3 protein-coding genes are annotated in these 14347 nt (G+C 51.4%); 1 reads left to right on the top strand and 2 read right to left on the bottom strand.

Annotated elements, in window-relative coordinates; all coding sequences use genetic code 11:
• Nucleotides 1-458 precede the first annotated feature (458 nt).
• A complete protein-coding gene (locus A6U95_RS11785) occupies nucleotides 459-1850 on the top strand; it encodes a M24 family metallopeptidase (RefSeq protein WP_065684627.1) in 1392 nt (463 codons plus the stop codon).
• A 50-nt stretch (nucleotides 1851-1900) separates the two neighbouring features.
• Here the strand turns inward: A6U95_RS11785 and A6U95_RS11790 are convergent, their stop codons facing one another.
• On the bottom strand, nucleotides 1901-2560 hold the full coding sequence (locus A6U95_RS11790; protein WP_065684628.1) for a 4'-phosphopantetheinyl transferase superfamily protein: 660 nt from the start codon (nucleotides 2558-2560) through the stop codon (nucleotides 1901-1903).
• 68 nt (nucleotides 2561-2628) lie between these two features.
• Complete coding sequence (locus A6U95_RS11795) at nucleotides 2629-14241, bottom strand: non-ribosomal peptide synthetase (RefSeq protein WP_065684629.1); 11613 nt, start codon at nucleotides 14239-14241, stop codon at nucleotides 2629-2631.
• Nucleotides 14242-14347 lie beyond the last annotated feature (106 nt).

A 14347-nucleotide genomic window follows, 5' to 3' on the forward strand; every position in this document is an offset into this window, starting at 1 on the left:
CCCTACATCAGACGAATAGTTTTAAACGCAAGCGGGTTATGCCGTACATCAGGCTAGCCACGTTTTATTGGTCACTCACTCCATCAATAATTTCTTTTGCTGGTCGTTCATACCTCATCACTCTCTGTCGCGTTGCCGGGGTGCCAGCCTGTTGTATAAGCCGATCTTGAGGCAAAAAAAAACCTAAACCTCGGGTGGCGTGCTAACTAATAGCCAACACCACCCGAGGTTTAGGTTTTGCCTGTTAAACAGTAACAATCCTAATTTACAGTCCAATACGCTAACAGTTTGATAAATGAATGCAAGAACTCAAACCTATAAAAGTAGAAACTGTGATCAAATTAACGTTAAGCTGATTTTTAGCTGTTTAACACTGCGAGATAAGTCTCAACTATATTTTCGATGTTATGGCCTGATCAACAGGCTGTACGAACTCCCACTTGGCAAAAGAGGGTCACATGAAAAACCAGCAAGTAAGCTTAAAAACCATCCCAGAGCCGCAAAAGGACTGCACTGGCGTGCCCGTTGCGCTAACGGATGAAACCATCCAACAAAGAAAAAGCAACATCCTCAGCAGGATGAAGCTGCGTGGGCTTGATCAGCTGGTGATTTACTGTGATGTGGAGCACGGTAGCAATTTTGAATATCTGGTTGGCTTTTTCACCCGCTTTGAAGAAGCCTTATTGATTATCAACGCCGATGGCGAAATGACGCTGGTGCTGGGGAACGAGAACCTCAATAAGGTCACCAAGGCGCGAATTCAGGCCAAGGCGGTACACTTATCTCAATTTTCACTGCCTAATCAACCTGGTAGAAGCGATAAATCGATTAAAGAGCTGCTGGTTGAAGCTGGCATTCGGGAAAATGCCCGCACCGGCCTGGTAGGCTGGAAGATGTTTACCAACGGGCCAGAGATCGACAAAACACTCTATGACCTCCCGTCCTTTATTGTCGATACCCTCCGTAGCATCGTCGGTAATGAAGCCTGTTTATCCAATGAGACAGATTTGTTTATCGGCGAGCACGGGGTAAGAACGGTCAATAATGCCAACGAGGTGGCTCACTATGAATATGGTGCCGCATTAGCCTCCGATTGCATTCTGGATGCCATGAATAAGCTGGCCCCGGGCGTCACAGAACAAGCGTTAGGGGATTGCCTGGTGCGCTTTGGCCAGCACCCGAGTATCGTTACCATTGCTTCCAGCGGCCCACGCTTTATTAAAGGCAACCTGTTCCCAACCGACAACACCGTGAAGTACGGTGATACGATCTCTTTAACCGTAGGCTATCGCGGCGGGGCCTCCAGCCGGGCAGGCTATGCGGTCAATGCTAATGGTGAGTTATCAACAGAGGCGAAAAACTATCTGGATGCAGTCGCCAAGCCCTACTTCTCGGCCTATGCCCACTGGCTTGAAGTGATTAGCGTTGGCATGCGTGGCGGCGATCTGTTTGATCACGTGGAAGCGGTCCTACCGCGCTCAAAGTACGGTTGGTCGCTGTGTCCAGGGCATTTGACCGCTGAAGAAGAGTGGATGTCTTCGCCCATTTATCAAGGCTCTCAGCAAAAGTTGTTGAGCGGCATGATCCTGCAGATTGATATTATCCCTTCAGTGCCCAACTTTGGTGGCGTTTCTGCCGAAAGCACTGTGCTACTGGCGGATGAACAGCTGAAGTTGGAGATCCAACAACAGTATCCACAGCTGTGGCAGCGGATGCAGCAGCGTAGAAAATACCTGATCGAAACATTGGGGATAACGCTGTCAGCAGATATCTTGCCGATGTGCAGCACCGTTGCCTATTTGCGCCCTTATTTGCTGGACAAGGACAGCGCGTTTGTCTGCCAGAGCTGAGCGCCCCGCCATATCGCATATGGCTTTGGCAGAAAACGGCGACGATTAAGTCAGGCCAACAAAGCGTCAAAGGCTAACGAAAACAGTGCGGTGTCATAGGATGTTGAGGCGCAGGATAATACATATTCCCCCCCGATGTCCTGTGAGGACAAATACCACCGTTTTTCAGCAACATCAACGGTTAAGCCATTGGCAAAAGGGTGAGGTAAGGTAAACGTGGTCGGAGATAAAGCAAAACCCCGACCATCCGCTTTTATGATGGCTTCTTTCAACGACCACAGACGAAAGAAATCAACGTTTTCCCCCTGAACGAGTTGTGTAAACTCCTCAGGGGTAAGCACATCCTGGTAGTCACGTATGTCAATGGGGACTCTTTTTTCCACATCAACGCCGATATCCCCCTGCGTAGTATAGGCACATACGGCCCAGTCCCCCGCATGGGAAAGATTAAACCCCCCTTTCATTCCCATCACAGCAGGCTTGCCATAGCGGTTATAGTGCAGCCTGGGAAAATGACTTCCCTGATAACCAACATGTTTTTTTAATGCATAACGTAGCAACATTCTCCCCAATAATGACCGGCGTTTATCGTCATCAAATCTAAACCGATCGAATAAGATCCGTTGGTCTCTATCAAGATAATCCCGCTGCGAATAAAGCAGTTCGCTGCTTAGCTCGTCAATACGAGAGCAGTAGATATAATTGGTCATGTTCTTTAACCCTTCACCGACAGCATGCTGGGCAGGTAATAGAATCCCTGCCCAGCGCCAAGAAAGAATTAGCGGATATGGCTAATCAACTCATCCTCCCTTTCTAGCAAGGTAAAGTGACTGGCTGCTATTTCAAACAGCTGTAGTTGGGCGATATTTTCAACACCAGTATCAATGTTGTTAAACCGATATTGCTGGTATTCCTCATTATCTATCTCCTCTGTCGCCTTAAACAGCACGATCTGCGTATGTTTCAACACGGCAGAAAGTGGCTGTGCATTCAACACTTTATCGCTTATGGCAACCGATTCGACATTATGTCTTAAATAATGTGGGATTTGTAACCGTTCCATCATAGAGTCCAGGTTAAAGGATGACTCATTCCGCAGATAATGATCTTCGCTTAACAACCAGGTATCCAGCAGATAGACAGTGATAGCCTTAACCCCACGCGCTTCTAAATTGGCCGCGATCTCCAGTGCAATCTTCCCGCCCAACGACCAGCCTAATAAAGTGACCGGTTGGGTGATATCAAGCACGCGATCGATATGCTCCAGATAGAAACGTGCCAATTCATCAAGCCGCTCGACCTTCTGCTCGTGATAGAAGTTATATGAGTCAACCCCATAACAGCAGTAACGCTCACTCAACCTATTGGCCAAGGATTGGTAGACCGAACAGTTCCCCATCCCAGGGTGAACCATAAACATCTGTGGTTTTTGCGTTACCGTACTAAATGGCACTATCACCTCAAAGGACTTCCCCTGAGCCTGTGCAATGGCTTGCGATAACTCGCTTAGGGTGCGCGCATTGATAATATCAAGCAGGCGTATTTTAACCCTCAGCACCTGGTTAATCCGGTTGTTCAGCCTCATCGCCAGGATGCTGTTGCCGCCCAACGCAAAGAAGTTATCCTCCATGCTGATTGCCTCAAATGACACTTGCAGCGTATCGGCGAGTAACTCACACAGCGTTTTTTCAACCTTGTTTTCCGGCGCCACGTAGGTCACGGAATGGGTTATTTGCGGCTCAGGTAACAACCTTCTGTTCAGCTTACCGTTGGAGGTCACCGGCAGAGCCGTCAAATGAACAAATACGCCAGGCACCATATAATCTGGCAGTGTTTCCCGCAGATGAGCGCATAGCTTTTCGGTGGAAATTTCCTGCGCGGCAACATAATAAGCGACCAGATATTTATCGCTGCTGCCACGCTCACTGGCGATCACCACCGCATGATTCACGTCCGGATAACTGGCCAGGCGCGTTTCGATTTCTCCCAACTCAATACGGTAACCGCGCACTTTAACCTGGAAATCATTGCGGCCCAGATATTGGATATTGCCATCGGCTAAATAGCGTACCACGTCGCCGGTTTTATACATCCGGCCATTGTAACCCCGTCGCTTTTCCTCACTGCTCTGGAATGGGTTACTCAGGAAAACCTTATCCGTCAATGGCTTATTATTCACGTAACCTCTAGCAACACCGACGCCACCAATGAATAACTCGCCAATAGCCCCCGGTGGAATGGGTTGCATTTGTGCATTCAGCACGTAGGCGGAAGTATTGTCGATCGGCTTACCGATTAACACATCCTTGATGGAGCGTGCGTTACAGTCGTAGAACAGCACATCCACCGTCGCTTCCGTTGGGCCATAGAGATTGTGGATCTGGCAATGCGGCAGTAAGCGCTGGCATTTTCTGACTTCCCCCACGTTTAACGCCTCTCCGCTGCAAAACAGGTAGTTAAGGCTGCCCAGTTTTGCCTGCAACGCACTCTGCCCTTCCAGGGTTTCAAGGAATGCCGACAGCATTGAAGGAACGAAATGGAGCGTCGTGACCTGTTGCTGTTCAATCAGTTCTGCCAGATAAGCATTATCTTTATAGGCCTCCTGCGAGGCAAAAACGGTACAGGCCCCGAACCAGTTAGCCCAGAACAGCTCCCACACTGAAACATCGAAGGTGTAGTTGGTCTTTTGCAAGATACGATCCTGCGCCGTGATCGGATATTGCTTATGCATCCAGACAATACGGTTGATCACGCTGTGATGCTCTAGCATGACGCCTTTAGGATTGCCCGTGGTCCCGCTGGTATAGATGATGTAAGCCAAATCGGTAGACCGCACCGATGAAGGCTGGTTTTCGCCTGGGTAGCGGGCAACGTCAGCTGAGGTTTCCCGATCGGCGATATCAATGACGGTTCTGCCGGTTGCTGCTAGCGCTGCGGCTTTCTCATCGCCGGGGTGTGCCGTCAAGATGATATCGATACCGGCGTTATCTAACATGTAACTGACCCGGTCATCCGGCGCCAGCGGATCCAGTGGAACGTAAGCGCCCCCCGCCTTGAGAATGGCCAGTATCGCGACCTGCATATGCTCAGAGCGGTTTAAACACAGCGCCACCAGATCGCCAGTGCGGACAGCAAAGCGTTCTCTCAAGTAAGCCGCCAACCGGTTGGCGCGTTCATTCAACTGCCGATAGGTCAGGCTCACGCCCTCAAACACCAGTGCGATATTCTCTGGGGTTCTTGCTACCTGCGCCTCGAACATTTCGTGGATCGTCATATCCCGTGGGTAATCGCATTCGGTGCGGTTCCCCTGGCGGATGATTTGCTCGTATTGTGCCGTATCCAGGTACTGAAGCTCCGCGAGGGAACGCCCCTGCCTGCACAGCGAACCCAGTTGGCCCAGGATATGCTGATAGGTCGCAATGTAGTTCTGCATCGTTTGCCCGTTGAACAGGGCCGTCGCATAGTTGAAGACGCCACCGATCGCCTCTTCACTGTCGTCCATCATCACGGTCAAATCGAACTTCGCCGCCCGATACGCCCCTTCTTGCGCGTCATACTGCTCGAACAGGCTTTCTCCTTCCGTACGTCCCGCTGCGCCAAACGATTGGAGACTGAACATCACCTGGAATATCGGGTGCCTTGAACTGTCTTTTTCCGTTTTCAGCACTTCAACCAGCTTTTCGAAAGGCAGATCCTGATGGGTATGCGCTTCACTGACCTGTTGGCCCGTTTCGCCAATAAATTCTCTGACCGTTTGGCTGACGTCTATCTGCCTTCTCAGGACCAGCGTATTGACGAACAGGCCCAGGGTGTCTTCCACCCCCGGGTAATGCCTGCCCGCTATCGGTGTCCCCAACACGATATCCTGCTGGTTACTGTAAACCCCCAGCAGCAGGTAATAGCCGCTCAGCAGTACTGTATACAGGCTGACGTTCAACGAGGCGGCCAACGCCCGCAGCTCGGCACTGGTCGCCGCATCCAGCTGGAAGGTGATATCGTCGCCACGGTAATCCAATTGCAGTGGGCGCACATGGTCCGTCGGCAGGTTGAGCGGCTCATGGTCCGCCAGTTGCCCATGCCAGTAGGCCAGTTGCTTGTCCAGCGTGGCACCTTGCAGGTGCTGGCGCTGCCACAGCGCAAATTCCCGGTACTGCACCGGCGGGGCCGGGAGTTCATGGCTGGCCTCTCCGGTGAACACGCGGTAATAGTGCAGCAACTCTTTTAGCAGCAGGTCTACCGACCAGCCGTCAAACGCGATGTGGTGAATGACGATGCTGAAGTAGTGGCTCCCCGCCAGCGTATAACTGCTGGCTGCAATTGGGCACTCCTGCGCCAGATCAAACACCCGGTGCTGATGCTCATGCAGCCGCGCATGCAGCGCTTGCACGCTGTCACATGTTTCGTGCGATATGCTCAGTGAGAATGTCTCGGCTGGCAGAATATGTTGATACCCCTGCCCGTCGTCATCACACAGGATCAGGGTGCGCAGCACTTCGTGCCGGTCAACCACCTTCATCAGGGCCTGTGCCACTTTCTGCGGATCGGTACCGGCCTGCAGTTTGAGCGTAAGCGGGACGTTGTAGGCGTTGCTGCCTTCTTCATAACGGTCGATAAACCACAGGCGCTCCTGGGCAAACGACAGCCTCTGCTCCTCAGGCCGGGCGATCGACGGTGCCTGGATGATCTGGCTACCCTGTGCGGTATTATCAATAAATGCCGCCAGCGCACGGATGGATCTCAAGCGGAACAGGTCAGAGACATGCACACTTTTTTCTAACGCGCGGGTCAAACGGCCCACCAGCTTGATCGCCAGAATGCTGTTGCCCCCCAGGCGATAGAAGTCGTCCAGCACGCTGAGGCTGTCCTGCGGGAGGGCGAGCAGCTCGGCGAAGACCTCGGCCAGTTGCTGCTCGGTCGCCGTCGCTGGTGCTACCCGATCTGCCTGCGCCTCAAACGTCGGGACCGGCAAGGCGGCACGATCAACCTTGCCGTTGACGGTCATCGGTAGCGACAGCAGGTGAACCAGGGCCGACGGCACCATGTAGTCCGGCAGAACCTGTTGCAGATGGGCGCGCAACACATCTTGCTCCAAGGGATCCTGTGCGACGTAGTATGCCGTCAGATGGGTATGCCCCGCCGGGTTAGTGCTCGCCAGGACCAGTGCCTGCTGGATGGCAGGATGGTCGATCAGCCGGGCTTCGATCTCCCCCGGCTCAATACGGAAGCCACGGATCTTGACCTGGAAGTCATTGCGGCCCAGATATTCGATGTTACCGTCCGGCAGGTAACGGCCTTGATCCCCGGTTTTATAAAGGCGGGCGCTTTCACCACGGCTGCGCTCGGCGTCACTGCGGAACGGATTGGCAATAAACGCGTCCGCTGTCGACTGCGGATTGTTCAGATAGCCGCGTCCAACGCCAGCGCCACCGATATACAGCTCACCAATCGCACCTTGTGGGACGGGGCGCAGCTGTTCGTCGAGTATATACAGCTGGGTATTACTGATTGGCTGACCGATGGGTACGGTGTAATCAAACGCCTGCGACGCCGTATTGGTCAAATAGGCCGTGGCGTAGGTTGTCGTTTCCGTCGGCCCGTAAACATGCACCAACTTGACCTGCGGATAAAGCGCTCTAAAACGATTAACATGGTTAACGGACACCTGCTCACCGCCGAACAGCAGGTAGTTCAACTGCTGCAAACCAGGCAGTTCAGCATCCACCAACGTATTAAAGAAGGCGGTCGTGGCAAAGAAATTGCTGATCTGACGATCGACAATAAGCTGAGAGAGACGGTCTAAGTCCAGGATATTTGGCTTATCGGCAATCACCAACGCGGCGCCATTTAACAACGCCCCAAAGATGTCATAAATGGAGGCATCAAACTGATAGCCTGAAATACCAAGAATGCGATCCTGTTCACCGATCTCAACATAATTGGGATTAATCACCAGCCGGTTCACACAGCGTTGCTCTATCAACGTCCCTTTAGGATATCCCGTCGTGCCACTGGTATAAATGACATACGCCAGATCGTGGGGGCCGGTATTGCTGCATGGGTTATCTGTTACACAGCGCGCCAAACGCGCGGTGGTTTCCGGTGCGTCAAGAGGGATAAGCATGGCGCCGGGTGCCATCTGGTCTAGCCTTTGCAAAGCCTGCCGTTGGCAAAGCACCGCTTTTACCTTGGCATCCGCAATAATATAGCCATTGCGCTCATCGGGGGAATCCGGATCCATCGGCACATAGGCCGCACCCGCTTTCAGTATGGCCAGAATGCCAATGACCAACTGCTCACTGCGCTCAAGATAGAGACCCACGAGATCGTTGGCGCGCAGCTGGCAACATTGCTGTAAATAGTGCGCAAGCCGGTTCGCCTGTTGATTTAACTGTGCGTACGTTAACACCACGTCGTTAAATTCTACGGCGACGCTGTCTGGTGAGGCGGCCACGCGAGCTTCAAACAGTGCGGCGAGGGTTTTATCATGCTCGTAGGGCCTGCGGGTATCATTCCACTGGTGGATCATCGTTTGATACTGCGCCGCCTGTAGATAAGGCAACTCGGTTTGAGACTGAGAGGCACCCTGAACAATATTTTCTACCAGCGTCCTCATCGTGTTCAGCAGTTGTTCGATCAGCCCGTCGTCAAACAGTTCACCGGCATAATGCAGGCTCAACGCCAGATGTTGCTGTTCCAACACGGTCACCACCAACGGATAATCTTGCTTCTCGTTAGCACTGCCGAAACGTAGCCGTAAATCGCTATCGATGTCTCCAGTAGGCATCGGGTAGTTTTCAAAGACAAACAAAGAGTTGAACAGGCGTTTTCCTGCCGGTTGTAGCTCAGCCAGATTGACATGGCTGCGGGTATTCGCTTCGTTGATCGCGTCCTGCAGGTTTTGAATAGCCGTGAGGATCGACACAGAAGCCTGATGATCGACGATCAGCGGCAGTGTGTTGATCAATAATCCTACCGTTTGATCCACGCCATCCACGGGCAGGTTACGGCCTGAAACCACCGTGCCAACGATGCTGGCAGCATTGCCAGAATAAATACTGAGCACTTTGTGCCAGCAATATTGCAATAGCGCATTCAGGGTTATCGCGTTCTCGGCGGTGAACGATTTCAGCTGTTGGTAACAAGGTTCATCAAACTTCAACTGCTGTGTTTTCGACGTTTTAATGTGCTTATATTCATTTAACTGAACGTGCTTCGCCTGCCCGCACAGCAAGATATTTAAATCTTCGGGTTCATCCTGTGCAGCCAGATAGTCCCTCCAGTACGGTAAATGCTCGCTTTTGTGCGACTGTATATAGCGCTGAACCTGGTGGAAACCGTGGTCACCTTCCTGCTTCAACGTTTCACCACGCAACAACGCCAGATAGAATTTATGCACCGCTTCAATCAGTAGCGGGTTACTCCAGCCATCCATGATGGCGTGGTGGCAGCTGAAAATGCAGCGGTAACGTTCATCCGCATTTTTGACCACATAGACACGGAAGATCCCGCTGATCGACAAATCGTAAGGCTGTGCTCGATCCTGGGCAGATAAATCAGAGAAGAAGGCTTGCTGTTGGTGCTCGTTTTTTCCACTGAGATCAAAGAAATGCCAGTTCAGTGCGGCATGGGCATCAACAATCTGCACCAACTCTTCATCCCAATTAAACCGCAGGCGGAGCGTTGGATAATGCTGCTGAGCATGTAACCATGCCTGCTTCAGACAGGTGATATCGAGCGCATTGTCATAGTCCCAGAACATCTGGGTATGGTAGGCATCGTCGACTTCACCCTGCGATAGCGCGTGGTAAATAAAGCCTTCCTGCAAACTATTGGCCAGATACACCGACTCCAGCTCGGTATCACGCTGCAGAGCGTCAAGTGTTGCTTGAGGTATTACCCCGTCAATATCTCGCGCGGTCAGATAAGTGCGGCTTTCCGCCATCAGGCGCTCAATAACGCCTGCAATCGCCCCCTGGTAACGGCTCGCCAGGTGTTGCAATACTTCGTCTGCCAGGTAACCGGAGAGGCGTATTCTCAGTTCCCCCCCAACTACACCACAGTTGACGCTGAGCAGATGCGCTTCACCATTCTCATGCGCAACGGTTTGTCCGCTGTTTGTAGGGCTGAAGCACCATCCCTCCTGCTGCACCTCATCAAAGCGCCCTAAATAGTTAAAGCTAACCGGTGGCAGCAGGTCGGCGTCATACCCCATCAACGGCGCAAATCCAACGCCCCGGCGCGGGATCCCGCCAACGGTCTCTTTGACGGTCACGATCCGTTGACGCCAGTCCCCCTCGCTGCTCAAGCAGACCGGGTACATAGTGGTCAACCAACCTACCGTACGGTTGATATCGACGCTGGTGTCGAGCGCTTCCCGGCCATGGCCTTCCAACGTCAGGTACTGGGTATGCAGCCCGGTAAACTCTTTGAGGATCTCAACAAAGCTCGCTAACAGAAGATCGTTGACCTGGGTATTGAACACATGATGCACCCCGCCCAACAGATGCTGCGTTAAGGTTTTGTTTAACGATAGCTCGCGTTGGCTCAACGATGGCGAGGTGAAAAGCGGCGCTATCCGTTGGCGATAGTCACCAAGACCGCCAATCACAGTACGCCAATAAAGAGTTTCCTCATTGGCTCCCTGATGGTTGGCATAATCCTGTATCTGGGCAGCCCATTGACGATAACTGGTGGGTTTATCACCTAAAATCTCAACGGGATCGCTAATACCCGCCGCGTTTCCTTCCAGCGCGCGATAAATCCTTTCCAGATCCTGTTTGATGATATGCCAACTTACCGCATCCATAATCAGGTGATGAAAAGCAAAATGTAGCTTGGCCCGCGGCGCATTTTCGCTTGTTATATAGCCAATATGGCACAGCTTGCCGCCAAAGATATCAAACTCACTTTGCCACCGATCAAAGAGCGCGATTTGTTGCTCGGCACCCACGGGTTCATCAATAACCGACAGCGGTATTTCGCCGATTTCTGATTGGTAGTGCTGGCTGTAACCACCATCACTGTCATGCGCAAAGACCAGTCTCAGGGCATCATGATAGGCAAATAACAACGCCAGGCTCTTGTTGAGTATGCCAATATCCAACTGGGGAACATCCAGCACAAAGGATTGGTTCCAGTGCTGGTAAGCGGCAAAAGTCCCCTGATCGACACGATCGAAGAACCACTGCTGGATCGGCAGCAACTGCGCAGGGCCGCTCAACATCCCCGACTCGGAGAGATGTTTGATGTGATGTTCATCGCCGTCCAGCACGATATTCCGGGCAAGTAAACGAACGGTTTTACAGTCAAAAATCTCTTTGACGCTGGCCGCCCCTTTTAGCCTTTGACGGATCATTCTCACCATCTGAATGGCGCTGATACTGTCGCCGCCCAGCTTAAAGAAATCGTCATTAACGCCGACATGACCCGGCGCCTGGCCTAATATCTCACCATAGATCTGGCATAGCGCCATTTCCATCTCATCGGCAGGAGCGACATAGTCATCCTGCCCGCTCAGATCTGGCAGCGGTAACGCCTTACGGTTTAATTTACCGTTAACCGTCATCGGGAACGCCGTTAAATGAACATAAGCCATCGGGATCATATAGTCAGGCAAAGCATCCGCCAGGTGCCCAATGATCTGCTCTTTGTCCAAGGCAACATCCGCAACATAGTAGGCAACTAACGACAGGGCTCCCGTCGGGAGCTTATGTGCAATGACCGCCGATTGGATAATCTGCGGAATTTGCACCAGTTGCATTTCAATTTCGCTTAATTCAATTCTGAAACCGCGGATCTTCAGTTGGGAGTCTCGCCTGCCAACATACTCAATGTGACCGTCGGCCAAGCGGCGGGCAAGATCGCCGGTTTTATACAGCCGTGCCGCTTCATTGCGCTGCTTTTGCTCGTCGCTCTGGAAGGGATTGGCGATAAAGGCACGCTCGGTCTGCTGCGTATCATTCAGATATCCCCGGGCCAGGCCAACACCACTGATATAAAGCTCGCCGATCACACCGACGGGGACAGGTGCCAGGTGCTCATCTAAAACATGTACATCAAGATTCAGTAGCGGCAGGCCGATATTGAGGTTGCCATCGCCATTTTCGTAATAGTGCAACGTCGCACAGACACTGCTTTCCGTCGGGCCATAGGCGTTGATGACCGTTGTTCCCTGCGCACGATAACGTTGCATAATTTCACGATTACAAGGTTCACCAGCAACAACCAGAGTAGAGAGCGCCAAAAGGGAGTTTTTATCCAATAATGCCGGGGGAATAGTGGCAATATCAATGCGAGCATCGGCAATATATTCCGCTAACGCGTCAAAATCCTTGCGCTTATTTTCCGGTAAAATATGTATCACATGGCCATTGGCAATCGCCGTAAAGAGCTCAGAGACATGGGCATCAAAAACATAGGCGGCATACCAAAGACATTGCTTTATCGACTCCTCGCCAGGTGCCAAGCCAAACGCTTCGCCCTGAACCAGCGCCAGATTGATTAACCCCGCGTGTTCAATCATCACGCCTTTTGGCTTACCTGTCGTGCCGCTGGTATAAATAATATAGGCTAACTGGTGCAAATTTATGGCGATATCAAGGTTCTCTGACTGCTGCTGAGCAACCAGGTCGCGCTGAAACTGCGGGTTATCAACGGCAATAATCGGCACCTGCGGCAGCTCTGCAATCTGATTCAAATAGCTCACGCTGGCGCTATCGCCCAAGATGGCTTTCGCTTGCGTGTCCTGCAGAATAAAACTTAACCTGTTCCCGGCCTCGCCAGGGTTAAGCGGAACATAGGCTGCACCCGTTTTGAGTATGGCAAGAATACATACGGGCATTGCTGCCGACTTTTCAAGGCACAGGGCGACGAAATCGCCGCTCTTGATCCGCAATTCACACTTTAGGTAATCAGCCAGGCGGTTGGCCTGTTGATTAAGCTGTTGATAGGAAAGTGTTTGGTTGCCACAAACAACGGCGCTGCGGGCTGGGTAAGTCGCGGCCATACGCTCAAATTGTTCGACAATCGAATGTTGAGGGACTTTAGCGTCAGCGCATACATGCTGGGTGTGGTGTGGCGGCTGCGCAATCAGCGTGATGGCATTTATTGGCGTGTCTACTTCACCCGCAAGCAGCTTATCAAGCGTATTAATAAACAGATCTTTATACAGATCGATAAATTTCTCAACCAATGAGGCATCAAGGACGTTGCTATCAAACCTGACGCGATAGTTGATACCACTCGCTAACACCTCCTGTTCAAACAACAGTTCATTCACCAGGTCAATATGGAAGTCGTGATTGACCGACTCATCCACGACGCCACTAAAATGGGTCTGATGATCGCGCAGGAAAGTTTGGGCAAAAGCGACATCCAGTACACCGGTAGCCTCACCACAAGCCAGGATCTCATGGACAGGTAAATATCTGGCTTTTGTCTGTTTTAATGCTTTGTAATAACGATGAACACTGGCAATAACGCTACGGATAGTCGCATCATCCGCAAAGCGATAATCGATAGCCAAGGTATTGATATGCGCGCCATACAACAGCTCCTTACCTTCAGAGATCGCCACCGGGTAAGCGAGCGCCACGGCTTTTTGCCCTGACATTTTGTGTAACAGCAGCGCCATGACCATTTGCCCGAACAGGTAAGTGGTCAACTTATACTTGCGCAGTAACAGCTTTACGCGACGGCTGATATCTTCATCAAAACCAAACAGTAACTCGCTGATCTGACGCCGGGTTGCAGCGGTTGTAAGCTGGCGGCCCGTTTGTAAAAAGCGTAAATCAACGCCTTCAAGATCGCCCAGACGCTCGCGCCAAAACCCACGCATTTGTTCGCCTTTTTCTTGCAGAAGCGTGGCGAAATTATGGCAAAGCTGCTGGTGCATAACCCCCTGTTCCTGCAGCGATGGCACCTGATAGTCGATGCCATTATAGCGTTTACGCCATTTTTCCCAGATCTCTTCGGTACTGATGCCATCGACAACAATATGATGAAAAATAAACAATGTACGGTATCGTTCTGCCCCAAGAGAAATCAAATGTATCCGTACCAGTGGGCCATTTCTTAAGTCAAAGGGGGCAGAAACTAGCGCATAAATTTCTTCATCGGTTAACGGGGTGTCGTGATAGGTGACTAAATTGAAAACGGGCTCTCTCGGTACCCAAAAGGCCCCATCAGGTCCGTCATCAATGTTATGACGGGTAATAAAATGCTCGTTAAGCAGCTGTTCAAAACTATCGTTATACTTTTTTTTGTCTATTTCGCCGACAATAGTATTGTCGATCACCATATTGTAATCACTGCGATCGGGATCTTGTAGCCACTCATAATAAAAAATTGTCTGATAGGGGGTGAGCGTTATTTTTTCCATATTATTCGCCATGATTATTTTACTCCTTGAGATATTTTATTTATAAATATTTTGGCTGGCTTGAGCCATAGCACGGCCAACACCGTGAGCATCGACTCACAGCAATAGGTATCACCTG

This window comes from Serratia sp. 14-2641 (genome assembly GCF_001692375.1).
In the GTDB taxonomy this organism is placed as follows: domain Bacteria; phylum Pseudomonadota; class Gammaproteobacteria; order Enterobacterales; family Enterobacteriaceae; genus Chania; species Chania fonticola_C.

What these genes read in the sequence shown, in the direction of transcription:
- A6U95_RS11785 (WP_065684627.1), top strand. Translation starts at nt 459, where the DNA reads ATGAAAAACCAGCAAGTAAGCTTAAAAACCATCCCAGAGCCGCAAAAG.
- A6U95_RS11790 (WP_065684628.1), bottom strand. Translation starts at nt 2,560, where the DNA reads ATGACCAATTATATCTACTGCTCTCGTATTGACGAGCTAAGCAGCGAA.
- A6U95_RS11795 (WP_065684629.1), bottom strand. Translation starts at nt 14,241, where the DNA reads ATGGCGAATAATATGGAAAAAATAACGCTCACCCCCTATCAGACAATT.